The following is a 25,517-nucleotide window of genomic DNA, read 5'->3' as shown; positions in this document are numbered from 1 at the left end:
CCTGCCTGTGCGACTCGCACGCACCTTTTCCCGCGCCACCCCTCTCCGGGCTGGACACGCGATCCATACGCACAGGTGAGACAAGGGAAAAGATCGCGGGCCCCGTCTGCCCAACCCAAGAAGACGAACCGCGCGGCCACCGCCGCGTGCTCAACAGTCTCGCCGCCGCGCCCGGCTCTCGGGCTGGCTGCGGCCGGTTGCCTCCTCTGCCCGTCCGGCCTTCACGGTCGTACGGGCGGGGTTGCAGGGAGCCGCAAATCTGCAGGTTCCACAACGGCGAGCGGCCCCGGGTGGCTAGACCCGGGGCCGCAGTTCGGGCCGTTCCCACCGTCTACGAGGAGTTCGACCCATGAGAGTCATCGTTGCTGGTCATACGGCCGTTACGGCTGATGAGTTCGTTGAGCTTGCCCTGGGTACGCCGCTGGAGTTGTGGCTGGGTGTCGAGGGTGAGAGCGAGATGGAGCGCGCGGCCCGCGAGGATGCGGCGCGCGACATCCTCGCCGAGAACCCGGAGCTCCCGGATCGTGCGAGCACGGTTGCCGCGGAGACGGTTGAGGCGCTGGCGCCGGACCTGTTCAACGTCGTCACCCTGCCGCGCACGGCCCGCCGGGTGCGTGCGGGGAAGAGGGCCGCGGCATGAACGAGAACGGATCGTTGACGTTTGACGGGCTGGCCGTGCCGTTGCGTGTGCTGCGGTTGCTGCACGCGGACTTCGGGCACCTGCCCACCCCCACCGTTGACCTGTCCGGCATCTACCCCGGCCGGCTCACGCTGCGCCTGCACGAGGGTCTGGGCGACTTCGAAACGTGGCGTGAGGCGCTGGCCATCCCGCCGGAGAGCGTCACGCACAGCGTCCACAGCGGCGGTCACACGCGGTCGCTCACGGCGTCGATCGCCTACGGCGGCGCGGACGTGCATCTGCACGGCTACAGCGACGCGTCCGGCCCGGACGGGGGTGCGCTCGCATGAACCGCAAAGCCGCAAGCGGGCTCGTGCTCGCGCTGGTCGTGGTCGTCGGTATGGCGTTCCGCGTGTCGTGGAACGCGCTGCGGGACGTGGCCCGTGCGATCGGCGCCGACGAGCAGGCGTCGCTGCTGTACCCGTTCGTGGTCGACGGCCTGATGGCCCTCGCTCTGATCGCGACCCTGGTCCTGACCGGACGGGACAAGACGGTCGCGCTGTGGATCCTCGGTGGCTACACCGTGGCGTCGCTCCTCCTGAACTACGTCCACGGACTGGTCCCCGCGCTGCACGCACCGGAAGTCGGCACCCTGGTCCGGCTCGCCGACTGGGACCCCGCCCACTACGCCCTGGTCCTCATCGCCACGTCACTTCCGGTCGGGGCAATCTTCTTCGGCTCCGACCTGGTCGCCAAGGTGCTTCACCACCGTCCGGCACCCGTGAGCGAACCGGCGTACGAGCGGCGTGCGGATTCATCCGCACACCTGCCGCACACCCCCGTCCCTGCCGCGCACGTGGGCGCGGTCGGCTCGCCCTCCGGTACGGAGCTGCCTGCGGTGCCGACCGTATCCGCCCTGGTCGGGGAGGGTGCGGATGGTGTGGGGGGTGAGGATCCGCACGGCCCGCACACCCTCCGCACACCGGAGCCGGGCGCGCAGGAAGAGGACACGCGGCAGGCCCAGTTCGAGGAAGCGGAGCTGGAGCGGACGCGGCAGGACGCACGCCGTACGTACGCCGAATCCGCACAGGCGGGCCGCCCGCTCAGTGCCCGCGCACTGGGCGAGGCATACGGCATGAGCGAGTCATGGGCGCGCAAGCAGATCCTCGCCGTACGCGACACCAGCGACAGCGACTCGCACCACCCGCACCTCGTGGCAGTCGGCGGTGAGAGCTGATGTCCCCGACGTTCGGCAAGTGCTACGACCCCAACGGCGCCCGCCACGGCATACCCACCTACCCGTGGAAGTTCGCGCCGGACGGGCTGGCGACGCGCCGGCAGTTACGGGCCCGCGGACTGCGCCCCGGCGGTCAGGACATCGCCGCCCAGTTGATGCGCCGATCCCGCCGCCGCAAGGCCGGCGTCGCGGTCGCCTACCTCTACCGGATCGACCGCGCCAAGCCCGTACGCCCCATGACACCGGGCCGGGCCGCCGCGCTCGCCAAAGCGATGCTCGCCCGCCGTACCTGCCCCAACTGCCGCACCGACGCCGGGTACTGCATCCCGCCCACGCTCGGCATGTGCGTCCCCTGCGCCTACCCCAACTGATCAGCGCATCTGCCTGAACGCCTCAATCACCAGGAGATTCATCGTGACCAGCCAGCCGCACGCCCGGTCGCAGGGCAGCCACTTCTTCGTCCTGACGGTGGAAAAGCCAGGTCTTGCCTCGGCGACGTCCAGCGGCAGCTACACCCCGCCCGCCGGGGCCACGCGTGTGGACGCCTTCAACGCCCTGTACGCGGAGCTGACCGGCTCTGCACCGGCTCTGCACCGGGCGAACGTCGTCTTCTTCTCCCTCGAACCCAACCGGATCTGACCCGCATCACAGCCCCGGCAGTTCACCGAGGCCCGACCGGCGACCTCTCACAGCAATCGGTCGGGCCTCCTGTCTCCCCTGAAGGAGCGCTCACAGCATGACGGATACCAGTACGGAAGCGGTAGCAGCCCCTGCGGCTGCACCCCCTCCCACCAGTGAAAACACACCCCAATCCGCGCCTACTCCGGCGGCTTCCGCCGATCAGGGCGGGCACACTGCGGGTGCTTGGCCGGTGGTGCCGCTCGCGATGACAGGCGCCAACTCCACCGCCGGGCTGATCGCGACCGCGGCACTCACCGGTGGTCCGGTGGCCGCTGCGGTCGCGGCGACCGGCGCCGTGGTGCTCGGCACGGTCGCCGCCACGCGTACCGCTCGTCAGTCCCGCACGGGCCGCAAGCGCAACCCGTCGCGGGGCAAGGCGGGATCGGCGTCCGGTGCGTCGCCGCGTCGTGCCGGTGCCGGTGGGCTCGGTGGTGTTCCGTCGCAGTCCCGCCGCTCCGGGCACACCAGCACGGGTGGCCGCGGCGGTGGCAAGACGCCGGGGAGGATGTCCCGTTCCGGTGGACTCGCTGCGGGCTCCAAGTCCCGCACCGGCAAGGGCAAGCACTCCGCCGGGTCGTCTGCCGGTGGCCGCGCGGGGCGTTCTCCGCTCAGTTCCGGCCGCTCGTCGGCGGGCCGGTTGGGGCAGGTCAAGGCGTTGCGGCAGGCGAGTAAGCAGCAGGCGCCGACGCGTGCCGCTGCCCGTACGCAGGGCACCGACGCGCGCCGGAAGGTGGCGGATGCCCGTCGCGCTGCCAAGTCCGCTGCACGCACCGCCCGTTCCGGGAACAAGGGCGGCATCAGCCGTGCCGTGTCCAAGGGCATGGGGCAGGTCGGGCGGATGCGCGATACGGCCGTCGGCAAGGCCCGTGCCGCTCGCGACCGGCGTGCTCAGAACAAGGTCGACGGTAAGCGGTCGTCGGTGCGTCACGCGGCGGCGCGTCGTCGGGCGCGTTCGGCGTTGTGGCGTTCCACGCTGCGGATGCAGGGCCGCCGCCTGCTCGCCGCGGCGCTGTCCGCTCCGCTGGGTGTGCTCGGCATGCTCACCACCCCGTTGGGTCGCAGGCTCGGCTGGCGATGGCTGATGTATCCCGGCCGCCGCTTCTACCGGCGCCTGATGGGTGCCGCGCGGCTGGACCGCGAAGCACGTGACCGCGCGATCCGCGCCGCTCAGGACGACGAGGAAGCTGCGGCCGATGCCGCGGCGGAGAACGACGACGAGCAGATCGGCGACCGCGTCGAACGCCCGGCACAGCTCATCCCCGGCATTCCCGCCCCGCATCAGGAGGTCATCCACGTGTCTGGTTTCCGGTTCGAAGAGGCCGCGTCCGAGATGGAGAACGCCGCCCGCTCCTACGCCCCCGACGACGCCATGGAGATCCTGGCCATGGTCGAGAACCTTCCCGAGGCCCTGACCTGCGTGGCCAACACCTTCCGCATCCTCGCGGAGCGCTCGGACTCCGAGTTCCCGCTGGAGAAGACCGTGGCCGACGGGTTCGACGACCTCTTCCAGGTCCTGATGCACGCCGTGTCCACGGCCGGTGACCTCGGTCCGCTGTTCCGCCAGGCCCACGAGCAGGACATCGCCCGCCACGAGGACCCCCGCAACGGCCCCGAAGCCGAGAAGGGCTGGAACGTCTGATGACCACCACCACCAGCACCAGCACCAGCACCAGCACCAGCACAAAGAAGCAGAAGCAGCAGGACAGCACGGGGCCGGTGTGGGACTGGGCCGCCGGCCACGGACCGGTGACAGGTGCCCTGTCCGCGACCACCGGGGCGTTCGCCGTCGCGACAACCGGCGCGGCCACCGGCATGCCGCCCGGCTGGGCGCTCACGGCCGGTGTCGCCGGGGCGCTCGGACACACGATCGCCGGACTGCGGGTGCGGAACGCGGGGCGCACGATCGCCACCCGCGCCGCGTCCTGGCTCGTCGGCGCCGGGTGGACCACGTGGGCCATGACCACCGGCCCCCTCACCTGGACCGCCCTCGGATCCCTGGCCACGATCGGTATCGGCATGGGGGCCGCCGCCCGCACCGCCAGCCTCTACGAAGAGGCACGCGAGGAAGAGGCCCTGGCCGCCGCGGCACGACAGGTCGCCGCCGAACTCAGCGCCGATCGGCGTGCGATCGCCGCGGAGTGGGTCGACCGGATCCAGCGCGTGTGCGGGATCACCCTGCGCGTTCTCGCCGTGGAGATGTGGCCCACGGGTGCCGGGTTCACGATCGACGCCGAACTCCCCGCCGGTGGGACGACGTACGACCGGATCGCGAAGGAGTCCGCCAAGCTCAGCGCGGACGCGAGGCTGCCGCACGGCTGCACCGCCACCGCCGGCCCCGGCATCCACCAGGGCCGCGTCCTGATCGACGTCACCACCGCCGACGTCCTGTCCGCGAAACTCGACTACCCCACCGACTACGGGCCGCTCTCGATCTACACCGGCCTGCCGTGGGGCTACCGCACCAACGCCGAAGAGATCTGCGCCTACCTGCGCGAGCAGTGCGCCCTCGTCGTCGGCCCGACTGGTTCGGGCAAGACCAACATGGTCCACGTCATCCTCGCCGGCTTCGCCCGCGCGACGGACATCCTGACGTGGGTGATCGACCTCAACGCCGGGTCGGCCGGCCTGCCCTGGGTCCGCCCCGCACTCGACTCCACCGGGCAGACCACGAGCGGGATGCGGCCGGGTGTGGACTGGCTCGCCGGAACCTACGACGAAGCGGTCCTGATGCTGGATGCGGCGGTCAAGGTGGCCAAGCACCGCAAGATGGCCTACCAGGACCTCCTCTCCCAGGCCAACACCGACCTTCTACCGGTGAGTTCGGCGATTCCGCAGGTCATGCTGGTCATTGACGAGGGTGCGGAGATCCTCGCGAGCAACGACCCCCAGATGCGGAAGCTCGCCGCGAAGATCCTCGAAGTCATCCGCATCGCCCGCGCCATGGGCATCCGCACCGTCCTCACCGCACTCGGTGCCACCGGGTCCGTCCTCGGCAACCTCATGATCCGACGTGAAGCCAAGGCGCGCGTCGCGCTCACCGGCGGTGAGACCGAGGGTATGGACCTGGCCAAGCTGTTCCCCGGATCCCGCGGACTCAGGGTGGACCAGGCCCCGTACAAGGGCTCCGGGTTCATGGGCACCCCGGAATCGCCCGCGGCGCTGTTCAAATGCTGGCGGATCCTGCCCAACCAGATCCGCGACATCGTCGCCGCCACCAGCGACCGCCACCCCGTGCTTGACGCGCCGTCGGCACACGCCGCCGGGGCGCCGTACGCGCGACGCTGGGACACCACCCGCACGGCGTGGATGCGCGACCACCTCAACCCCAGCCCCGTACCGGCGACCGGGCCGACGTCGACACCTGCCACGAGCGGGACGGGGTTGAACTTGTCGGCCCTGCACGACACGGGCGGGAGCACGCCGGACGAGGAAGCGGCGGTACGGGCGTTCATGGAGGAAGTCGATGCCCATCTCGGCAACACCCCCGAACCGCCCATCGGGGACCGGCCGCCGGCCGCGACCGGGCTGAACCTGTCCGCCCTGCGCGAGGGAGACAGCGACGCGCGGCAGGCCGCGCTGGCGCTGCTGCTCGCCGCGGGCCCCGAAGGCACCGGTGCTTCCGCGATCGCCCGCGAACTCGCGGACGACTACGGCACGACCCGTCAAACCGTCGTCGGCTGGCTCAAGACATGGACCGACGACGGGGAAGCGGTACGGATCGGGTCGGGCACCAAGACCCGCTACGTCCACCGCCAGCACGCCCCCGAGACACCCGGCGGCGAGTGACCCCAGCCCGTACCTGTCGCCTGTCACCCCACCACGGCAACAGGCGCCGGACGGGTGTCGTGACCGCCGAATCGGGTCCCTGACCTGCGAGGCGACAAGCGACAAGACAAGACAAGCGACAACCCGCACGACAAGACAGACGACAAGCAACACGACAAGCACAGACCGCGTCACGGGCCCCGCCGGAACACCTTCCGGCGGGGCCCGCTCGTACCCGGAAAGGGGCACGTCATGAACGACCGCGAACCGCCGGGCACCCTCGCCCCACACATCCCCGCCGACCTCTACCGCCAGGCACAGACCACTGGCCAGCCCATCGTCATCGTCACCCACACCCCCGCGCAGGGTCGCCCGGCACGCGCGTACCTGCTCCCGATCGTCGTCATCACGACCGGCGCGCTCGGGATCGTCGGCACCTTCGCTGCGGTCCTCGCACTGCTCGACTACGCCGCCCACACCGCCGCCGCGATCGCGGGCGCCGCCGGACCGATCGGCATCGGCGGACTCACCCTCAAGCTCACCCGCCCGAAGGGCAAATGACGCCGGGGCGACCGCCCCTCTCACCAAAGAATCGCGGTCGCCCCGGCTCGCCCAGTCCCTTGAAGAGAACTGGAGAACCCCCAGCATGACTCAACCGAACTTCTTCCGGCGAGGGCGCCGACCGCGTCTGCTCGACGCGTTCTGCTGCCAGGGCGGAGCCGCCGCCGGATACGGGCGCGCCGGGTTCGACGTGACCGGCGTCGACATCAACCCGCAGCCCCGCTACCCGTACACGTTCATCCAGGCCGAAGCCGTGGCGTTCATCCGCGAGCATGGGGCCGAGTTCGACGCCATCCACGCCTCACCGCCCTGCCAGCACAACTCGGAGTGCCAGCGCATCCAGAACCGCAACCACCCCGACCTGATCGGCCCCACCCGCGCCGCGCTGGAGTCGACCGGCCGCCCGTGGGTGATGGAGAACGTCAAGGGCGCCGTCCCAAAGCTGCGCGGTCCGGTGATGCTCTGCGGGGCCATGTTCGGCGTGGAGACGTACCGGCACCGGTACTTCGAGCCCAGCCCCGGACTGACCCTCACCACCCCGGACCACCCCGAACACACGGCGCCTCAGGCGAAGATGGGCCGCGCCGTCCCGCCCGGCTGGTACGGGCAGTACGTCGGCAACTTCTCCGGCGTCGACCAGGCCCGCCGCGTCATGGACGTGCCCTGGATGAACCGAGACGGCATCCGCGAATGCATCCCCCCGGCCTACACCCATTTCATCGGCCGCGCGTTCCGGCTCTCGCTGCGGGAGCTCCCGGCAGGTGCGGGGGTGGCGGCGTGAGGTTCTACCTGACCACGCACAAACGCCACTGGGTGAAGCTCACCGATGTGCCGCTGTTCCTGAAGTCGGAGCACTTCGTGGAAGCGGTCAAGCTGCCCGAAGCCCTCGGCCCGTACGCGGTGGACTCCGGTGGTTTCTGGGAGCTCCAGAAGAACGGCCGCTGGACCCGCAGCCCCCGGCAGTACGTGGGGGATCTGCGCCGCATCTGGGAGCACGTCGGGCCGTTCGACTGGGCGGCCCCTCAGGACTGGATGTGTGAACCGCTCATCATCCACGGCGGCAAGGCCGGACCGAACGTCTTCGCCGGCACCGGTCTGAGCGTGGCCGAGCACCAGCGGCGCACGGTCGCGAACTATGTCGAACTACGTTCGCTTGCACCGGAGCTGCCGATCATTCCCGTGTTGCAGGGCTGGGAGCTCCAGGACTACGAGCGCTGCGTGGAGCTGTACGACCGGGCCGGTATCGACCTCACGGCGGAACCGCTCGTCGGGCTCGGCTCGGTCTGCCGCCGCCAGTCCACCCGCGAAGGCGCCGAGATCGTGACCGCTCTCGCCGCCCACGGCATCAAGCTGCACGGCTTCGGCTTCAAAACCCTCGGGCTGGAGAAGGTCGGGCACCTCATGGCCACCGCCGACTCCCTGGCCTGGAGCTACCACGCCCGCAAGCGCCCACCCATGCCCGACCACACGCACAAGAACTGCGCCAACTGCATCGAGTACGCCCTCAAGTGGCGTGAGCGCGTCCTTGGCGGACTGCCTCCGCAGGACGGAGTACCGGCATGAGCGAGTACCTGCGAACCGCCCTGGAACTCGCTGCGGCGGGTGTGCCCGTGCTGCCGCTGCGCTCGGGGAAGCTGCCATTCGGGAACTGCCCGGCATGCCGTGACAACGCTTGCGGCGACCGTCCGCACATGAAGCGCGCGGGCGGGTGCGTCTGCCCGGCTCCGTGCCACGGATGGGCCTGCGCGACGACCGACACGACCGTACTTACCTCCCCGCCGTGGGCGGGCGCGTGGCGTGAGGCACGGGCGGTCGCCTACTACCCCGGCGGTGCTGGGCTGACCGTCGTGGACCTCGACAACGCTTCGGCGATCGTGTGGGCGCGTGAGAGCCTTCCGCCGACCCGTACCGTGGCCACGACGCGTGGGGAGCACTGGATCTACCTCGGCGCCATGCGGTCCGCCAACAACGTGCGTCCTGGTGTGGACATCAAGTCCCTTATGCAGTACGCCCGTTGGCTCGGCCCCGGTACCGGCAAGATGGCGCCCCTGCCGTCTGCCGTCCGCGCGCTGGTCGAGAAGGAAGAGACCACCCCCGCCCGGCGGGAGGTGGTCTCTTCACTCCCGGAGCGCGCCGCGTGGGACGCGTCGGTGGCCACCGGCTGCCGTCACACCGAACGCTACGTACGCACCGGCCTGGAACGGGGCACGGCCCTGATCCGCGCCCGCAGCGAATCGGGCGCCGGATCGCAGGCGTTCGGCGTCGCGCAGTTCCTCGCCCGGCAGCACGCGCAGTGCCCCGGCCCCTGCGGACTGGACGTCCTCGGCTCGCACATCATCAGTGCCGCCGTCTCGGTCGGTGTCCCCGAGCCATACGCGGCCCGTGCCGTCGCCAACGGTCTGGGGAGGGCGGCATGAGCACCCTGCCGGACCCTGCACAGCTCACCCTCGACGGCGCCCCGGACGCGCCCCCGGCGTCGCTTCGTGCCGGGCGTGCGGTCGTTGCCGGGAAGTCGTCGGCCGCAGGCCGTCCTTCCAAGCCTGTCCGCCGTGACCCGCACACGCCCACGCGCCGCATGGAGGTCGTGCGGTGGCTGCGTGTCGTGGCGCCGCCGGACTGGTCGGCCAAGGTGTCCGGCCACTCGTGGTGCCGGTGCGGATACGACCGGACCGCGATCGGCCGCGCCGCCGTGCAGCAACTCGTCCAGGACCACACCGACCACCGCGCACACTGCCCGCTGCTCGACGGCGGGGAAGGGAGCTTGGCCGCATGAGCACCACTGATCTGTGGGAAGGGTTCGACGCGCTCGATCCCGAGACCATCACCGGCCCGGTGTGGGACGAACCCGTACCGCTGTCCGCCCGCCGGGAGCTCCCGGCCTTCCCCGTGGACGCGCTCCCCGACTGGCTGGGGAACATGGCGTCCGAGGTCGCGGAGGAGACACAGACCCCGGTGGAGCTGGCCGGGTGCCTGGCCCTGGCGGTCATCGCCACCGCCGCCGGCGGGCGCGCCACCGTGTGCGTGCGGGGGCACTGGCGCGAGCCGGTCAACATCTACACCGCCGTCGCGCTCGATCCCGGCAACCGCAAGAGCGCCGTATTCGGGCTCATGGTCGACCCGCTCCTGGCGGTCGAGAAGATGCTGGTGGAACTCTCCGCACCCGTCCGGGCCGAGGCCGAGACCACCGCGAAGCTCGCCAAGGCAGCCGCGGACAAGGCAGCGCAGAAAGCCGCCTGCGCCGAACCGGAGAAGCGCGACCAGCTCACCGCCGACGCCGTCAGCCTCGCGCAGACAGCGGAGAGCCTGAGCGTTCCCGCCGTGCCGCAACTCGTCGCGGACGACGTGACACCGGAGACCATCGGCTCACTCCTCCACGGGCAGGGCGGACGCATCTCCGTCATGTCCGCCGAGGGTGAGATCTTCGACATCATGGCCGGCCGCTACTCCGGGCGCCCGAACATCGGGATGTTCCTCAAAGGGCACGCCGGGGACATGATCCGCGTCAACCGGCAGGGCCGCGACAGCGAGCACATCGAACACCCCGCGGTCACCATGGGCTTGGCCATTCAGCCCCAAGTCCTCGATTCCATCGGCCGGATGGAAGGAGCCGAGGGGCGCGGGCTGCTCGCCCGGTTCCTGTACTCCCGGCCCGAATCCCTCGTCGGCCGCCGCAACCTCACCCCGGAACTCCTGTCCGAGGAAACCGCCACCACCTACGCCAAACGCCTCGGTGGCCTGGCCATGGCGCTTACGGACTGGACCGACCCCGCACTCCTCACGCTCACCCCGGAGGCGGACGCGGTGATGCTCGCCTACCAGAAAGTCACCGAGTCCCGACTCGGCAAGGGCGGAAGCCTCTACCCGATCATCAAATGGGCGTCCAAGCGCGACGGCGCCGTCGCCCGGATCGCGGGACTCCTGCACCTGGCCACCCACCCGGACAACGGATGGACGCTGCCCATCGAGGCGTCCACGATGGCCGCCGCAACCGAGCTGGGTGACTACTTCACCGCCCACGCCGTGGACGTGTTCGACGCCATGGCAGCAGACCCCGCACAGGAAGCCGCCCACCACGTCCTCACGCACCTGCGGGAGACCCGGCCGGCCGACTTCACCAAACGCGTGCTGTTCCGCGGACTGTCCCGCGCTGACTTCCCCGCCATGGCCGACCTCGACCCCGCCCTGGCCCTGCTCGAAGAACACGGATGGGTCCGGCAACAGCCCCTCCCACCCCGCACCGGACGCGGCCGGCCCCCGTCCCCCCGCTACCAGGCCCACCCCCGCCTCACCACCGGCTGACAGAAACCCCCCACCCGCTGACAGAAATGACAGAAATCCCCGAAACCAGTCCTGACCTGCGGAAACAGTCGTCTCGGGGGGCGTGACAGAAACAATAAGAAGTCCGACAGAAACCCTTCCCCTGCCCCGTCCGGCTCGATGCCACCGAGCCGGACGGGATTTCTGTCAGATATTCCGCGATTTCTGTCACGACCCCTACCGAGGCCAAAACCCCAGCTCAGAGGCCCAATCGCCGATTTCTGTCATTTCTGACAGCCCATCCGGCATTTATCGCGCCCGCCCGCGCCCCGTGCCGAGGAGGCATACACCGATGAGCACCGCGCCCCCGCCTGTCGATCAACTGCTCTACACGCCCAAAGAGGCGGCTGCCGTTCTGCGGTACGGCCGCTCGACTGTCTACGAACTGATGGCTGCCGGGGTCCTGAAGTACGTCAAGCAGGGCCGTAGTCGGCGTATCCGACGCAGCGACCTTGAGGCGTACGTGAACCACCTCGAACCCCTGCCCCGCTGACCCGCACCAACGAGGCGGCCCCGGATCCGTGTCCGGGGCCGCCTCTCGCATGGAGGAGCACATGAGCCCCCGCAAGCCGAACCTGGAATCGACCATCTACCTCGGTGCCGACGGATGGTGGCACGGACGCGTCACGATGGGCGTCAAGGACGACGGCAGCCCCGACCGGCGCCACCGCCGGGCCCGCACGGAGACCGAGATCAAGCGCAAGGTCAAAGCGTTGGAAGCCCTCCGGGACAAGGGACGCGCCCCGAAGGCCGGCCGGAAGCCGACCGTGGCCGGGTGGATGGAGACCTACCTCACCGACATCGCGAGCCTCAAGCTCAAGCCCCGGTCTCTGGACGACTACTGGTCCAAGACCCGCAACGACATCATCCCCGGCGTCGGCGCCCACCGGATCGACAAGCTCCAGCCCGAGCACCTGGAGAAGATGTACCGGGCGATGCTCGACGCCGGACACGCCCCGTCCCACGTGCTCAAGGTGCACCGCATCCTCTCGCGGGCACTGAAGATCGCACACCGCCGCCGGATCATCGGTGAGAACGTCGCCACCCTCGTTGACCCGCCCTCCGTAGACGAGACCGAGGCCAACCCCTTCACCCAGGAGCAGGCCAAGGCGTTCCTCGTCGCCGCGGCTAAGCGACCCACGTTCATGCGCTGGATCGTCGGCGTCGGCATGGGCTTCCGGCAAGGCGAAACGCTGGGACTGCGCTGGTCGTACGTCGACCTCGACAACGAACTGTTCCACCCCCGCTGGCAGCTCCAACGCCTCACCTGGCGCCACGGCTGCCCCGACCCACACGCCTGCGGAGCGCGCCTCCACCGGTTCGCCCCCTGCCCACCGAACTGCGCCACGCACAAGGGCTACACACGCGGCTGCCCCAAACCCTGCGCCAAGACGTGCACCCGCCACGCGAGCATCTGCCCCCAACGGAAAGGCGGCGGGCTGGTCTTCACCCGCCCCAAGACGAAGAAGAGTCAGAACCCCGTCCCCATTCCGCCGCCGTTCGTGCCGCCCCTGCGCGAACACAAGGCCCGCCAGGAGGAAGCCAAGGCCGTGGCAGGTGACATCTGGCAGGAGTGCGACGCGGTGTTCACCCGGCCAGACGGCCGGCCAGTCGATCCCCGCGCCGACTGGGACGAGTTCAAGGAACTACTCGCCGAAGCGGGCATCAGTGACCGCCGCCTGTACGACGGAAGCCGCCACACCGCCGGCACGATCCTCAACGAACTCGGGGTCGACCTGGTGACCATCATGGAGATCCTGCGCCACACCCAAGTCAGCCAGACCCGCCGCTACGTCAAGGGCCGATCGACCCTCTCCAAGGACGCCATGCAACGCATGGGAGACGCGTTCTTCCCCGCCCCGGAGTCCACCGCAGAACCCGCGACTGAGACCAGAACTGAGACCACCGACAGCCGCGCGGCACGTGCGCGACGGCGCCGACGCATCCGGTAAAAGCAAAAGCCCCAGATCACGGCGAGTGAGTTCTGGGGCCTTCACAGAGCCGCCTTCGGGATTCGAACCCGAGACCTACGCATTACGAGTGCGTTGCTCTGGCCAACTGAGCTAAGGCGGCAAGCTGCGGAGTTGTCTGTCCGCGCACGGTCAGGTTCGCATCAGCAGCGGCGCCAAGTCTACAGGGTTCTCAGGGGTGCCCCGCACCAGCCCGTGAGTGTGGAGAGGGGGTGGTCAGCACTTCTTGCCGTTCTTGGGTGGGGTGCCTTCGAGGAGGTAGGTGTTGATCGCCGTGTCCACACAGTCGCTGCCGCGGCCGTACGCCGTGTGGCCGTCGCCGTCGTACGTCAGCAGGACGCCGGAGGCGAGCTGCTCGGCGAGGGACTGGGCCCACTTGTACGGGGTCGCCGGGTCGCGGGTGGTGCCGACCACGAGGATCGGGGGTGCGCCCTTGGCCGCGATGCGGTGGGGGGTGCCGGTCGCCTCGGTCGGCCAGTAGGCGCAGTTCAGGCCGGCCCAGGCCAGGGCCGTGCCGAAGACCGGGGACGCCTCCTGGAAGGAGGGGGCCGCCGCGTCGACGTCGGCGGGTTTGTTGAAGGCGGCCGGGAGGTCCAGGCAGTTCACGGCCGCGTTGGCGTACATGAGGTTGCTGAACGAGCCGTCGCCCTCGCGCTCGTAGTAACTGTCGGCCAGGGCGAGGAGCCCGGAGCCGTCGCCGTCCATCGCGCTGGTGAGGGAATCACGGAGGCCTGGCCACCCTGACTCGTCGTACATGGCGTTGATCACACCCGTGGTGGCCAGGGACTCGCCGAGCTCTCGCGGTTCGCCGGTCGGGACCGGCTCGGAGTCGAGGGTGTCGAAGAAGGACTTCATACGCTGGGCCGCGTCGGCCGCCGAACCGGTGCCGAGCGGGCAGTCCGGCTGCTTGACGCAGTCCGCCGCGAACGCCGAGAAGGCGGTCTCGAAGCCCGCCGTCTGGTCGCGGTTCATCTCGTCGGCCGGCAGGGAGGGGTCCATCGCTCCGTCGAGGACGAGGCGGCCGACCCGCTTGGGGAAGAGTTCGGCGTACGTGGCGCCCAGGAAGGTGCCGTACGACGCCCCGACGTACGACAGCTTCTCGTCGCCGAGGGCCGCCCTGAGGATGTCCATGTCGCGGGCGGCCTCGATCGTGGAGACATGCGGGAGGATGTCGGCGGAGCGCTTCGCGCAGCCCTGGGCGAGCTTCTTGTAGGAGGCCGCCAGGAGGTTCCGCTCGGTCGTGTCATCGGGCGTCTGGTCGACCTGGGTGAAGGCGTCCATCTCCTTGCCGGTGAGGCATTCGACGGGTGAGCTGCGGGAGACTCCGCGCGGGTCGACGGCGACCATGTCGTACCGGGCGCGGACCGGCTCCGGGTAGCCGATGCCCGCGTACCCCTGGAGGTAGTCGACGGCCGAGCCGCCGGGGCCGCCCGGGTTGACCTGGAGGGAGCCCAGACGCTTGCCGGGGCCGGTGGCCTTCTTGCGGGCGACGGCGAGTTTGATCTCGGCGCCGTCCGCCTTCTCGTAGTCGAGCGGCGCCCTCATCGTGGCGCACTGGAAGTCGGGCGCGCCGCATCCGTGCCAGTCGAGCTTCTGCCCGTAGTACTTCTTCAGCGCGGCCGGTGCCCCGGACTCCGGCGACGTCCCGCCCGACGACGAATCGCCGGAAGTGCAGCCCGAGACGAGCAGACCGGCCGCGGCGAGCCCGGCGGCGGAGAGACGGAGGAGGCGCCTGAGGTCCATTCGAGGAGCCTAACCGTCACACGGCGGCTGTCTCTTTTCCGAGCCCGTACGGGTGACGGCACTCACCCGGACCGCAGCGACACCGTCATCGCCTCGACCGCCAGCAGCGGCGCCACATTGCGGTCCAGCGCCTGACGGCAGGCCACGATCGCCTCTATCCGGCGCAGGGTGGCCTCCGGCGTCGACGCTCTCGCGATCCGGTCGAGGGCGTCCCGTACGTCCTCGTTGGCGATCCCGGTGCGTGAGCCGAACTGGATCGCCAGCACGTCACGGTAGAAGCCCGTCAGATCGGTGAGCGCCAGATCGAGGCTGTCCCGCTGCGTACGGGTGGAGCGGCGCTTCTGCCGGTCCGCCAGCTCCTTCATCACGCCCGCCGTACCGCGCGGCATCCGGCCGCCCGGCGCGGCACCGAGGGCGGCCTTCATGTCCTCGGTCTCCTTGGCGTCGACGCCCTCGGCGACCTCCTTGGAGTCCTCCCCCGCCGCGTCGATCAGCTCCTGCGCGGCCCGGAGGCAACCGCCGATGTCCTCCACGCGCAGCGGGACCTTGAGGACGGTGGCCCGGCGGGCGCGGGCCCGCTCGTCCGTGGCGAGACGGCGGGCGCGGCCGATGTGCCCCTGGGTGGCTCGCGCCGCGGCGGCGGCGGCCACCGGCTCGATGCCGTCGCGCCTCATCAGGACGTCCGCGACGGCGTCCACCGGTGGCGTACGGAGCGTGAGATGGCGGCAGCGGGAGCGGATCGTGGGCAGGACGTCTTCCAGGGAAGGCGCGCAGAGCAGCCAGACCGTGCGGGGCGCGGGCTCCTCGACGGCCTTCAGCAGGACGTTGCCCGCGCCCTCGGTGAGGCGGTCGGCGTCTTCCAGGACGATGACCTGCCACCGTCCGACAGCCGGGGAGAGCTGGGCCCGGCGGACCAGCTCCCTCGTGTCCTTGACGCCGATGGAGAGCAGGTCGGTGCGGACCACCTCGACGTCCGCGTGCGTACCGATCAGGCTCGTGTGGCAGCCGTCGCAGAACCCGCAGCCCGGTGTGCCGCCCATCGCGCGGTCCGGGCTGGTGCACTGGAGTGCGGCGGCGAAGGCCCGGGCAGCGGTGGAACGGCCGGAGCCCGGCGGGCCGGTGAACAGCCACGCGTGCGTCATCTTCGTCGCCTCGGGCGGGGCGGTGCCCGAGGACTCGGCCGTGACACGGGCGTCCGCGTCACGGGCGGCCGCGGTGAGCGTGTCGGCGATGCGGTCCTGCCCGACCAGGTCGTCCCATACGGTCATGCGCCGTCACCGCCTCCGAGTTGCGTGCTTCGGCATCCGGACCGGGATCGGGACCGGCTGCCGACTTACGGGATCCATTGTGGGGCCAGGGTCTGACAATCCCGTCCCACCTGGGCACAGGCCGACATTCCGGCCCCGGCCGACGGCCGGGGCCGAGCCGGGGCCGAGCCGGGGCCGGTGTCGCAGCCGTCCGACACCTGACACCGCCCACCCCTCGGCCGGTCCCGAATCCTCTCAGCGACCGCGGCCCCGACCCCCGCGCGTCCCGCCGTTGTCGTCGTCATCGTCGTGCGGACCGAGCAGTTCGTCCGCGAGGGTCGGCAGGTCGTCCAGGGGAGTCTCCTCCGCCCAGTCCGAACGCCGCCGGGCCGGCCGCTCCGGGTCGACCTGCGGCAGTTCGCGCGTCCGGTCGTCCCCCGCCGAGGTGGCCGGCGCGGGCGGCGCCGACGGCGCGGGCGCCGATCCCTGCGCGTCCTCCCGGAAGTAGCCGGGCGGCACCCGGTCGGCCGGATCCGCGTCCCGCACGGGCGGCAGTACAGCGGTCTCGTCCGCCGCCCGGTCCCCGGGCCGCGACCCGGATCCCTCGCGTACGTCGGGCACGTCACGTACCGGAGGCAGTACGGCCGTCTCGTCGACCGCCCGGTCCGGAGCGGCGCCCGAACCGGACGCGGAGCCCGAACCCGAACCCCGACCCGGCTCGGCACCCGAACCGGACCCCGAAGCCTCCGCCCCGTCCGCCGGGTCCGGAACCTGCGGGATCACCCGCGTCTCGTCGTTGTCCGCGCCGCCCCGTTCGCCGCCCTTGGGCGCCGGCACCTCCTGCGTCGCGTCGTCCGGGGCGACCACCCGCTTCTCACCCGTGGCACCCGAAACACCCGAGGCACCCGCGGACGGCGACACGACAGGTGTCGGAACGGTCAACTCACTGTCCGACTCGGCACGTTCGGCCTTCGCGGCCGCCTGGGCGGCCTCCGCCAGCCGCCGCGCCTCCTCGGCCCGCAGCAGCGACTCCTCGGCACGGCGCTGCTTCTCGCGCCGCCGCTCCTCGGCCTCGGCCCTGAGCCGGCTCTCCTCCTCGGCGAGCCGCCGCAGCCGCTCCTGCTCGGCACGCCGCGTCGCGTCCTCGGCCTCGCGCCGTACGCGCTCCTCCTCGGCGAGCCTGCGCGCCTCCTCGGCCCGCTCCCTCGCCTCCATCGCCTGCCGGTCGGCCTCGCGCTGCCGCGCCTCCTCCAGCTCGCGGCGCTTGCGCTCCTCCTCCTCGGCCCGGAGCTTGGCGAGCTGCGCCTGCCGCTCGCGCTCCAAGCGCTCCTCCTCGGCCTTGCGCGCCGCCTCTTCCTCGGCCCGGCGCCGCGCCTCCTCGGCGGCGGCCTTCCGCGCCTCCTCCTGCGCCTTCACCTCGGCGGCGGAGAGCGGCAGCATCTGGTCGAGCCGGTGCCGTACGACGGTGGTGACGGACTCGGGCTCCTGCGCCGCGTCCACGACCAGGTAACGGCCCGGGTCGGAGGCGGCGAGCGTGAGGAAGCCGTCGCGTACCCGCTGATGGAACTCGACGGGCTCGGACTCCAGCCGGTCGGGCGCCTCCGTGAAGCGCTCGCGCGCCGCCTCGGGCGAGACGTCGAGCAGCACCGTCAGATGCGGTACGAGACCGTCCGTGGCCCAGCGCGAGATACGGGCGATCTCGGTCGGCGCCAGATCACGCCCGGCGCCCTGGTAGGCCACGGAGGAGTCGATGTAGCGGTCCGAGATGACGATCGCACCGCGCTCCAGGGCGGGGCGTACGACCGTGTCGACGTGCTCCGCGCGGTCGGCCGCGTACAGCAGCGCCTCCGCGCGGTTGGACAGACCGGCGCTCGACACGTCCAGGAGGATCGAGCGGAGCCGCTTGCCCACGGGCGTCGCGCCGGGCTCGCGGGTCACGACGACCTCGTGGCCCTTGGCGCGGATCCACTCGGCCAGCGCCTCGACCTGGGTCGACTTCCCGGCGCCGTCGCCGCCCTCGACCGCCAGGAAGAAACCGTTCGCCGCCTGGGTCTGCACCGGGTCGGCGCCGCCGCGCAGCGCGTCACGCAGATCACGCCGCAGCGGTACGCCCGACCGGTCGTCGGTCTTGGCGAGTACGACGGCGGCCACCGGCAGCAGCAGCGCGCCGACCAGCATCAGTGTGAAGGCCGCGCCGCCGTGGGCGAAGACGAAGTCTCCGGAGGCGAGCCGGTGCGGTCCGATCGCGGCGGCCAGGACGGGCGCCGCGACGGCGCCGAGCGCGACGAAGACGCGTACGACGGCCTGGAGGTGGTCGGTCTGCCGGCCGCGCCGGTACTCCTCGGTCTCCTGGTCGATCAGCCCGTGGCCGGTGTTCGCCGCGACACCGGCGGACACACCGGCGAGCAGCGCGACGAACAGCACGGTCGCCGTGTCCGGGACGAGTCCCACGGCCAGCAGCGCGACACCGGTGACGGCGATCGCCAGCGCCAGCAGGCGCCGCCGGGACAGTCCGGGCAGCACCTTCGCGGCGCCGCGGATGCCGATTCCCGTGCCGCCCGTCAGGGCGAGCACCAGGAGGGCGAAGGCGACCGGCCCGCCGCCCAGGTCCTTGGCGTGCAGTACGGAGACGGCGACGGCGGACGCGATGGCCGCGGCGACGGCCGCGCAGGCGGCGACGAACAGCGGCACCGCTCCCGTGCGGCCCTTGTCGGGGCCGGTACCGGTCGCCGGCCGGCGCAGACCTTCGAGCGGCGAGCGCGGGCGCGGGGTGGGGCCGCCGGGCAGCTCCAGCATGAACAGGGTCGACACGGAGGCGGCGAACAGGCCGGCCGCGACATACGAACCGAGGGCCGCCTGGTGCAGCGAGAACCACTCGATGCCCGTGCCCAGCAGGTTGCCGATCAGCGTGACGACAAGCAGGACGGCGGCGGCCAGGGGGATCGCGACGAAGCCGGTGCGCAGCGAGAGCCGGCGCAGCGCGTCGAGGTGGTCCGGCAGCGGGCGTACGGCGGCGCCTTCCGGCGGCGGGGCCGGGAGCAGGGCGGGCGCCGCACTCTCCTTGGCCACTGTCCAGAAGCGCTCGGCGACGCCGACGACGAAGACCGTACTGAGAAGGATGGGCAGTGCGTTGGCGGGACTCCAGTCGAGCCACAGGGGCGCGACGATGAGCAGCGCGAGGCGTACGCCGTCGGCCCCGATCATCGTCCAGCGGCGGTCCAGCGGGCCGCCCTTGGCGCCGGACGTGGTGTCGGCCGTCGCACCGGTCTTCGTCTGCGGGCTCTGCCCGCCGCCGTTCCCGGCGCTCCCCGCCGTCTTCGACCGCGTACCGGTACCGGGTGCGGTGAGGGCGGAGAGCGGTCCGAGGAGTACGGCTCCGAAGAGCACTGTGGCAAGGATCCGGGCACCGAAGACCGCGGCGACCGCGAAGGCCACCCCTCGGTATCCGGTCCCGAACGAGCCCTCGGCGACCGCCGCCTGCAACGACAGCAGCAGAAGCACGAGCAGGGCGAGTGCATCGCCGATGCTGCCGACGAGCTGTGCGCCCCACAGCCGCCGAAGCGGGGGGAAGCGCAACAAGGCTCGTACGGCACGCTCTCGTGAGTCTGCGGCAAGTGCGTCGGAGTCGGAGGTGGGGCTCACGACCGTTGGCTGCTCGGCTCGCGTCATCCGCCCAGCCTATCCGGAGCCCGCACGTCCTCGGAGGCCCGCCCGAACATACGACCGCCGCACAGGTCTCCGGGGAGTTCCTGCGCGGCGGTCATCCGGTGTGCGCACTTCCGTACGGAGGTGCGTACGACGATCCGTACGGAGGCCGTACGGCCCGCTCTCGTCCTACTCGTCCGTCTTCGTACCGGACGACGCGCTCGACTTCTTCGCGGCGGTCTTCTTGGCGGCCGTCGTCGTCTTCTTGGCCGCGGTCTTCTTCGCCGCCGTCGCCTTCTTGGCGGGAGCCTTCTTGGCGGTGGTCTTCTTCGCCGGGGCCTTCTTCGCGGTCTTCTTCTTGGCGGGTCCCTTGGCACGCTTCTCGGCGAGCAGCTCGTAGCCGCGCTCCGGCGTGATCTCCTCGACGCTGTCGCCGGTCCGCAGGGTGGCGTTCGTCTCGCCGTCGGTGACGTACGCCCCGAAGCGGCCGTCCTTCACGACCACCGGGCTGCCGCTCACCGGGTCCGTCCCGAGCTCCTTCAAAGGAGGCTTCGCCGCCGCCCGGCCGCGCTGCTTGGGCTGGGCGTAGATCGCCAGCGCCTCGTCCAGCGTGATGTCGAAGAGCTGCTCCTCGCCGGTCAGCGACCGCGAGTCGGTGCCCTTCTTCAGATACGGGCCGTAGCGGCCGTTCTGGGCGGTGATCTCGACGCCTTCGGCGTCCGTACCGACGACGCGCGGCAGCGACATCAGCTTCAGCGCGTCCGCCAGCGTCACCGTGTCCAGCGACATCGACTTGAACAGCGAGGCGGTCCGCGGCTTGACGGCGTTCTTCCCGGTCTTCGGGGTGCCGTCGGGCAGGACCTCGGTCACGTACGGGCCGTAACGGCCGTCCCTCGCCACGATCTGGTGCCCGCTCTGCGGGTCCACGCCGAGTTCGAAGTCGCCGCTGGGCTTGGCCAGCAGTTCCTCCGCGTACTCGACGGTCAGCTCGTCGGGCGCCATGTCCTCGGGCACGTCGGCGCGCTGGTGGCCCTCCGCGTCCTTCTCACCGCGCTCGACGTAGGGGCCGTAGCGGCCGACGCGCAGCATGATCCCGTCGCCGATCGGGAAGGACGAGATCTCGCGTGCGTCGATGGCGCCGAGGTCCGTGACGAGCTCCTTGAGCCCGCCGAGGTGGTCGCCGTCGCCGTTGCCCGCGGCGGCAGCGGCGGTCGCCGCGTCCGTGACGCCCTCCGGGCCGTCACCGGCGCCGAAGTAGAACCGCTTGAGCCACGGCACGGACTGGGCCTCACCCCGTGCGATGCGGTCGAGGTCGTCCTCCATCCGCGCGGTGAAGTCGTAGTCCACGAGCCGGCCGAAGTGCGTCTCCAGCAGGTTCACCACGGCGAAGGAGAGGAACGACGGGACGAGCGCCGTGCCCTTCTTGAAGACGTAGCCGCGGTCGAGGATCGTGCCGATGATCGACGCGTACGTCGAGGGACGGCCGATCTCGCGCTCTTCCAGCTCCTTGACCAGCGACGCCTCGGTGTAGCGGGCCGGCGGCTTGGTGGCGTGACCGTCGACGGTGATCTCTTCGGCGGTGAGCGCGTCGCCCTCGGCGACCTGCGGCAGCCGGCGCTCGCGGTCGTCGAGCTCCGCGTTCGGGTCGTCGGCGCCTTCCACATAGGCCTTCATGAAGCCGTGGAAGGTGATGGTCTTGCCGGACGCGGAGAACTCGGCGTCCCGGCCGTCGCTCGACGTGCCCGCGATCTTGACGGTGACGCTGTTGCCGACCGCGTCCTTCATCTGGGAGGCGACGGTCCGCTTCCAGATCAGCTCGTAGAGCCGGAACTGGTCGCCGGTCAGGCCGGTCTCGGCGGGCGTACGGAAGCGGTCGCCCGAGGGACGGATCGCCTCGTGCGCCTCCTGCGCGTTCTTGACCTTGCCGGCGTACGTACGCGGCTTGTCGGGCAGATAGCTCGCCCCGTAGAGCTGTGTGACCTGCGCCCGCGCCGCCGAGACGGCGGTGGCGGACAGGGTCGTGGAGTCCGTACGCATGTAGGTGATGAAGCCGTTCTCGTACAGCTTCTGCGCGACCTGCATCGTCGACTTCGCCCCGAAGCCCAGCTTGCGCGAGGCCTCCTGCTGAAGCGTCGTCGTACGGAAGGGGGCGTACGGGGAGCGGCGGTACGGCTTCGACTCGACCGAGCGGACGGCGAAGGACGCGTTCTGAAGGGCGGCGGCCAGCGCGTGCGCGTTGGCCTCGTCCAGATGCAGCACCTGGTCGGTCTTGAGCTGTCCGTCGGGGCCGAAGTCGCGGCCCTGGGCGATTCTGCGGCCGTCGACGGCCGACAGCCGGGCGTTCAGCGCGGACGGGTCTGAGGCGTCGCCGGTGCGGCCGGTGTTGAAGGTGCCCGTCAGGTCCCAGTACTCGGCGGAGCGGAAGGCGATGCGCTCGCGCTCGCGCTCGACGACGAGCCGGGTGGCGACGGACTGGACGCGGCCGGCGGACAGGCCGCGCATGACCTTCTTCCAGAGGACCGGCGAGACCTCGTAGCCGTAGAGCCGGTCCAGGATCCGGCGGGTCTCCTGCGCATCCACCATCAGCTTGTTGAGCTGGCGGGGGTTGGCGACGGCGGCCCTGATCGCTTCCTTGGTGATCTCGTGGAAGACCATCCGGTGGACCGGGACCTTGGGCTTGAGGACTTCCTGGAGATGCCACGCGATGGCTTCGCCCTCGCGGTCCTCATCGGTGGCGAGGAAGAGTTCGTCGGACTCGGCCAGCAGCTCCTTGAGCTTTCTGACCTGGGCCTTCTTGTCGGCGTTGACGACGTAGATCGGCTGGAAGTCGTGTTCGACGTCCACACCGAGCCGGCGCACCTCGCCCGTGTACTTCTCGGGCACCTCGGCGGCGCCGCTCGGGAGGTCGCGGATGTGCCCGACGCTCGCCTCGACGACATATCCCGGGCCGAGATAGCCCTTGATTGTCTTCGCCTTGGCAGGCGACTCGACGATGACGAGTCGGCGGCCGGCGTGTCCGGTCTCGCTGGTCGGGGACAACTTCGCTCTTCTCTCCGGTCGGCACTCGGTGGCCCGTACAGCCTTACCGCGGTACGGCAGTACGGCACCGCGGGGCAGGACATGCCCCGCTATGACGCTGCTTCGCTGCGGAGTGTGACGGTACAACCCGCCCCCGTGTCAAACGGCGAAAGACCGCAACGGCCACTCGAACGGTAACCCGACTCCTGACGTTTCTGCCGCCCGGACCCGGTGGACCGCCGCATGGGAAGGTGCCCTGCCGCCGTACGGACGGGGTCGGCCGGGGGCCCTCGGGAACTGCTCCACCGCAGGTCCCGGGGGTCGGTGGAAGGCATACCCCGGGCGGGATCCCGGCGGGATCGGGCGGCGTTCGGGCGGTGTGGGACCGGTCGGGCGCGCCGTGCGGCGGGGCGCCGGCCGTGCCGGAGGGGCCGGGGTTCAGATCCGGCCGAAGCACCAGACGCCGAGTGCCAGGAACGACACGCCCGCCAAGGCCGCCAGCGTGATGGATGTCGCGGGGCTCACACCGTGCGCCACGGGGGCGCGGTGCAGAACGCGTGCTCCTGTCCACACCAGCAGTGCCGCTCCGAACAGCGCGAACGCCGCTCCCGCGAAGATCGCCGGCCCGCTCTCCATGCCTGTACCCCGTTCGATTCCCGATGCCGTGAGGCTCCGGAGGCAGAGGCTGGCACCTCGGTGCGTCATTGGCGCGAATTCCGCGTGAACGGCACGGGGGGGTTCACTCGCGCGGCGTCCACCGGGGCCGGGTGACGGTCGGGCGGCGTCCGCCGGGTGCCGAACAGGGCGGCGCCGCCCCGCGCGCGCCGGGCGACTCCCGCCCCGGCACCCGCCGACTGCGCCCGTACGGTCTCCGTCGGCTGGGCGAGGCGAAATACGCCAGGGGCATACACGGCAGGGCCGGCCCCGGGATCAGCGGCCGGCCGGTCCGGCGAGCCGGTCACGGACCGGCCGGCGCACCGGGCACGGACCGGCCGGCGATCCCGTCAGGGACCCGCCACCGGCAGCAGGAAGCCCTCCTCCACCAGCGCCCGGATCGCGCTCGGCGTCCGGTCGCGCAGCAGCACCGGATCCTCCCCCATGAGCTGGGCGATCGCGTCCAGGATCCGGCCGGCGCTCAGCGAGCCGTCGCACACCCCGGCGAAGCCGGCGGCGACCGTGTCCACCTTCGTCGCCCGCCGCATGCCACGATTCTGACGGAGCAGCACATGCTCGGGGTCCTCCGCGCCGGGCAGCCCGACCTGTTCCTGGACGACCTCGGGGGCGAGCGCGAAGTGAGCGGTCAGCAGGGCGGCGTCGTCGTGGGCGCGCAGATAGTCCTGGCGCTCGAAGTGGGCCCGTACGGTCTCGCCGAGCGGCTGCTCGACGGGGTGCGGCCACTCCTCCACGAGCACCGAGGGCCGCTCGGAGCCCGACTTCCTGAGGGTGATCCAGCCGAAGCCGACAGCCTTGGTCTTCCGTGCCTCGAACTCGTCCAGCCACGCGTCGTACCGCGCGGCGTACGTCTCCGGGTCCGCCTGGTGGTCACCGCTGTCGCGCAGCCACAGCTCCGCGTACCGCGTCACGTCCTGCACCTCGCGCTGCACGATCCACGCGTCGCAGCCGCGCGGCACCCAGGACCGCAGCCGGTCCTGCCACTCCTCGCCTTCCACGTGCTGCCAGTTGGCGAGGAAGTGCGCGTACCCCCCGTCGGCGAGACGGTCGCCCGTCTCCTGGACGAGCGTGCGGCAGAGGTCGTCGCCGCCCATGCCACCGTCCCGGTAGGTCAGCCGGGCGCCGGGAGAGATCACGAACGGCGGGTTCGACACGATCAGGTCGTACGTCTCACCGTCGACCGGCTCGAAGAGCGACCCCTCACGCAGGGCGGCGGCCGGCTCCCCGGACAGGGCGAGCGTCAGCCGGGCGCACTCCAGCGCACGCGGGTTGAGGTCGGTGGCCGTGACCCTGGTGGCGTGCCGCGCCGCGTGCAGCGCCTGGATGCCGGATCCGGTGCCGATGTCGAGGGCCTTGGCGACGGGAGTACGGACCGTGAGTCCGGCGAGCGTCGTGGACGCCCCGCCGACGCCCAGCACCACGCCCTCGCCGTGGCCGCTCGCCCCCGAGGCGCCGCCGACGGCACAGCCGAGGTCGGAGACGATGAACCAGTCCTCTCCGTCCGGCCCGCCGTATGGCCGTACGTCCACGGCGGCGCTGACATGCGCCCCGTCCGGGCCGTCCTCCACGACCCAGCCGTCGGCCAGGCACTCCCCCAGGGGGAGTACGGCTCGGGCCCGCTCGGCGGGAACCGGCCGCTGGAGGAGGAAGAGTCTGACGAGCGTTTCGAGCCGGGTGTCGCCGCGGGTGGCCCGCAGGGCGGGCACGGTCTCGCTGCGGGCCAGCGCGGCGTAGGCGGGCGCACCGAGCAGGTCCAGCAGGCCGTCGACGGTGAAGTCGGCGGCGATCAGGGCATCGCGGAGCCGGGGCGAGTGGTCGGGCGCGGGAAGGCTGGTCGTACTCACCTGTCCATTGTGGCGGCTGCCACCGACAAACGCCCGCGGCCCGGCTCCCCGGGCGGGGTGCCGGGCCGCGGGACACGCTTCCGAGAGCGGTGCTGCGATACGTACGACAGAGCCTACGTACGACGGGGCGTTCTTCTGACGAATCGGCAGAACAGAGGCCGCGTCAGGTCAGAAGGGTCACTTCGGGAAGCCCGCATC

General features: G+C 71.3%; 21 protein-coding genes and 1 tRNA gene. 15 read left to right on the top strand and 7 right to left on the bottom strand.

Annotated features, from left to right (window positions below; all coding sequences use genetic code 11):
• Positions 1-349 precede the first annotated feature (349 nt).
• The 15 genes from SSPS47_RS19075 (at position 350) to SSPS47_RS19005 (ending at position 13,132) form a co-directional block, all read left to right on the top strand.
• Complete coding sequence (locus SSPS47_RS19075; RefSeq protein WP_164252128.1) at positions 350-640, top strand: hypothetical protein; 291 nt, start codon at positions 350-352, stop codon at positions 638-640.
• Positions 637-969, top strand: coding sequence for a hypothetical protein (locus SSPS47_RS19070; protein ID WP_164252127.1), 333 nt, complete (start codon positions 637-639; stop codon positions 967-969). Before SSPS47_RS19075 ends, SSPS47_RS19070 begins: the two co-directional genes overlap by 4 nt.
• A complete protein-coding gene (locus SSPS47_RS19065; protein WP_164252126.1) occupies positions 966-1,856 on the top strand; it encodes a DUF2637 domain-containing protein in 891 nt (296 codons plus the stop codon). The genes SSPS47_RS19070 and SSPS47_RS19065 overlap by 4 nt, the downstream gene beginning before the upstream one ends.
• A complete protein-coding gene (locus SSPS47_RS19060; protein ID WP_164252125.1) occupies positions 1,856-2,227 on the top strand; it encodes an RRQRL motif-containing zinc-binding protein in 372 nt (123 codons plus the stop codon). The genes SSPS47_RS19065 and SSPS47_RS19060 overlap by 1 nt, the downstream gene beginning before the upstream one ends.
• A 43-nt stretch (positions 2,228-2,270) precedes the next feature.
• Complete coding sequence (locus tag SSPS47_RS19055) at positions 2,271-2,495, top strand: hypothetical protein (protein ID WP_164252124.1); 225 nt, start codon at positions 2,271-2,273, stop codon at positions 2,493-2,495.
• 247 nt (positions 2,496-2,742) lie between these two features.
• A complete protein-coding gene (locus tag SSPS47_RS19050; RefSeq protein ID WP_239064978.1) occupies positions 2,743-4,176 on the top strand; it encodes a hypothetical protein in 1,434 nt (477 codons plus the stop codon).
• Positions 4,176-6,323, top strand: a complete 2,148-nt coding sequence (locus tag SSPS47_RS19045; protein WP_164252122.1) for a hypothetical protein — start codon at positions 4,176-4,178, stop codon at positions 6,321-6,323. The genes SSPS47_RS19050 and SSPS47_RS19045 overlap by 1 nt, the downstream gene beginning before the upstream one ends.
• A gap of 231 nt (positions 6,324-6,554) precedes the next feature.
• Positions 6,555-6,863 carry a hypothetical protein gene (locus SSPS47_RS19040; RefSeq protein WP_164252121.1) on the top strand — a complete coding sequence of 103 codons (309 nt, stop codon included), beginning with the start codon at positions 6,555-6,557 and terminating at the stop codon, positions 6,861-6,863.
• An 85-nt stretch (positions 6,864-6,948) separates the two neighbouring features.
• Positions 6,949-7,644: an SAM-dependent methyltransferase gene (locus SSPS47_RS19035; RefSeq protein ID WP_164252120.1), complete on the top strand. Its 696-nt coding sequence runs from the start codon at positions 6,949-6,951 to the stop codon at positions 7,642-7,644.
• Positions 7,641-8,426 (top strand): hypothetical protein, encoded by a 786-nt coding sequence (locus SSPS47_RS19030; RefSeq protein WP_164252119.1) that lies wholly within the window; start codon positions 7,641-7,643, stop codon positions 8,424-8,426. The genes SSPS47_RS19035 and SSPS47_RS19030 overlap by 4 nt, the downstream gene beginning before the upstream one ends.
• Positions 8,423-9,280: a bifunctional DNA primase/polymerase gene (locus tag SSPS47_RS19025; RefSeq protein ID WP_164252118.1), complete on the top strand. Its 858-nt coding sequence runs from the start codon at positions 8,423-8,425 to the stop codon at positions 9,278-9,280. The genes SSPS47_RS19030 and SSPS47_RS19025 overlap by 4 nt, the downstream gene beginning before the upstream one ends.
• On the top strand, positions 9,277-9,636 hold the full coding sequence (locus SSPS47_RS35540) for a hypothetical protein (protein WP_164247427.1): 360 nt from the start codon (positions 9,277-9,279) through the stop codon (positions 9,634-9,636). Before SSPS47_RS19025 ends, SSPS47_RS35540 begins: the two co-directional genes overlap by 4 nt.
• Entirely contained in the window at positions 9,633-11,162 is a 1,530-nt protein-coding gene (locus tag SSPS47_RS19015) for a YfjI family protein (protein WP_164252117.1), read from the top strand. The genes SSPS47_RS35540 and SSPS47_RS19015 overlap by 4 nt, the downstream gene beginning before the upstream one ends.
• Positions 11,163-11,472: 310 nt before the next feature.
• Entirely contained in the window at positions 11,473-11,673 is a 201-nt protein-coding gene (locus SSPS47_RS19010) for a helix-turn-helix domain-containing protein (protein ID WP_164252116.1), read from the top strand.
• A 61-nt stretch (positions 11,674-11,734) separates the two neighbouring features.
• On the top strand, positions 11,735-13,132 hold the full coding sequence (locus SSPS47_RS19005) for a site-specific integrase (RefSeq protein WP_164252115.1): 1,398 nt from the start codon (positions 11,735-11,737) through the stop codon (positions 13,130-13,132).
• 47 nt (positions 13,133-13,179) lie between these two features.
• Here the strand turns inward: SSPS47_RS19005 and SSPS47_RS19000 are convergent.
• The 7 genes from SSPS47_RS19000 to SSPS47_RS18965 all read right to left on the bottom strand — a co-directional run bounded on the left by SSPS47_RS19000 (position 13,180) and on the right by SSPS47_RS18965 (position 25,319).
• A tRNA-Thr gene (locus SSPS47_RS19000) sits at positions 13,180-13,253 on the bottom strand.
• A gap of 113 nt (positions 13,254-13,366) precedes the next feature.
• Positions 13,367-14,893, bottom strand: coding sequence for an alpha/beta hydrolase (locus SSPS47_RS18995; RefSeq protein ID WP_164252114.1), 1,527 nt, complete (start codon positions 14,891-14,893; stop codon positions 13,367-13,369).
• A 62-nt stretch (positions 14,894-14,955) separates the two neighbouring features.
• On the bottom strand, positions 14,956-16,161 hold the full coding sequence (locus tag SSPS47_RS18990) for a DNA polymerase III subunit delta' (protein WP_164252113.1): 1,206 nt from the start codon (positions 16,159-16,161) through the stop codon (positions 14,956-14,958).
• Positions 16,162-16,395: 234 nt separating this feature from the next.
• Positions 16,396-19,809: a dTMP kinase gene (gene tmk / locus SSPS47_RS18985; RefSeq protein WP_239064977.1), complete on the bottom strand. Its 3,414-nt coding sequence runs from the start codon at positions 19,807-19,809 to the stop codon at positions 16,396-16,398.
• A gap of 165 nt (positions 19,810-19,974) precedes the next feature.
• Positions 19,975-22,824, bottom strand: a complete 2,850-nt coding sequence (topA, locus tag SSPS47_RS18975; RefSeq protein ID WP_164252112.1) for a type I DNA topoisomerase — start codon at positions 22,822-22,824, stop codon at positions 19,975-19,977.
• 417 nt (positions 22,825-23,241) lie between these two features.
• Positions 23,242-23,439: a hypothetical protein gene (locus SSPS47_RS18970; RefSeq protein WP_078075827.1), complete on the bottom strand. Its 198-nt coding sequence runs from the start codon at positions 23,437-23,439 to the stop codon at positions 23,242-23,244.
• Positions 23,440-23,807: 368 nt separating this feature from the next.
• Positions 23,808-25,319: a methyltransferase gene (locus tag SSPS47_RS18965; protein WP_164252111.1), complete on the bottom strand. Its 1,512-nt coding sequence runs from the start codon at positions 25,317-25,319 to the stop codon at positions 23,808-23,810.
• Positions 25,320-25,517 lie beyond the last annotated feature (198 nt).

This window comes from Streptomyces sp. S4.7, assembly GCF_010384365.1.
Taxonomy (GTDB): Bacteria; Actinomycetota; Actinomycetes; order Streptomycetales; family Streptomycetaceae; genus Streptomyces.
Note: the sequence above shows the minus strand (reverse complement) of the source record. Positions and strands in the feature narration are given on the sequence as shown.

Coding starts and splice junctions, on each gene's coding strand:
- SSPS47_RS19045 (WP_164252122.1), top strand. CDS start 4,176: ATGACCACCACCACCAGCACCAGCACCAGCACCAGCACCAGCACAAAG.
- SSPS47_RS19025 (WP_164252118.1), top strand. CDS start 8,423: ATGAGCGAGTACCTGCGAACCGCCCTGGAACTCGCTGCGGCGGGTGTG.
- SSPS47_RS35540 (WP_164247427.1), top strand. CDS start 9,277: ATGAGCACCCTGCCGGACCCTGCACAGCTCACCCTCGACGGCGCCCCG.
- SSPS47_RS19005 (WP_164252115.1), top strand. CDS start 11,735: ATGAGCCCCCGCAAGCCGAACCTGGAATCGACCATCTACCTCGGTGCC.
- SSPS47_RS19035 (WP_164252120.1), top strand. CDS start 6,949: ATGACTCAACCGAACTTCTTCCGGCGAGGGCGCCGACCGCGTCTGCTC.
- SSPS47_RS19070 (WP_164252127.1), top strand. CDS start 637: ATGAACGAGAACGGATCGTTGACGTTTGACGGGCTGGCCGTGCCGTTG.
- SSPS47_RS18990 (WP_164252113.1), bottom strand. CDS start 16,161: ATGACCGTATGGGACGACCTGGTCGGGCAGGACCGCATCGCCGACACG.
- tmk (WP_239064977.1), bottom strand. CDS start 19,809: ATGACGCGAGCCGAGCAGCCAACGGTCGTGAGCCCCACCTCCGACTCC.
- SSPS47_RS19075 (WP_164252128.1), top strand. CDS start 350: ATGAGAGTCATCGTTGCTGGTCATACGGCCGTTACGGCTGATGAGTTC.
- SSPS47_RS19010 (WP_164252116.1), top strand. CDS start 11,473: ATGAGCACCGCGCCCCCGCCTGTCGATCAACTGCTCTACACGCCCAAA.
- SSPS47_RS19065 (WP_164252126.1), top strand. CDS start 966: ATGAACCGCAAAGCCGCAAGCGGGCTCGTGCTCGCGCTGGTCGTGGTC.
- SSPS47_RS18995 (WP_164252114.1), bottom strand. CDS start 14,893: ATGGACCTCAGGCGCCTCCTCCGTCTCTCCGCCGCCGGGCTCGCCGCG.
- SSPS47_RS19060 (WP_164252125.1), top strand. CDS start 1,856: ATGTCCCCGACGTTCGGCAAGTGCTACGACCCCAACGGCGCCCGCCAC.
- SSPS47_RS19015 (WP_164252117.1), top strand. CDS start 9,633: ATGAGCACCACTGATCTGTGGGAAGGGTTCGACGCGCTCGATCCCGAG.
- SSPS47_RS19040 (WP_164252121.1), top strand. CDS start 6,555: ATGAACGACCGCGAACCGCCGGGCACCCTCGCCCCACACATCCCCGCC.
- SSPS47_RS18970 (WP_078075827.1), bottom strand. CDS start 23,439: ATGGAGAGCGGGCCGGCGATCTTCGCGGGAGCGGCGTTCGCGCTGTTC.
- SSPS47_RS19050 (WP_239064978.1), top strand. CDS start 2,743: ATGACAGGCGCCAACTCCACCGCCGGGCTGATCGCGACCGCGGCACTC.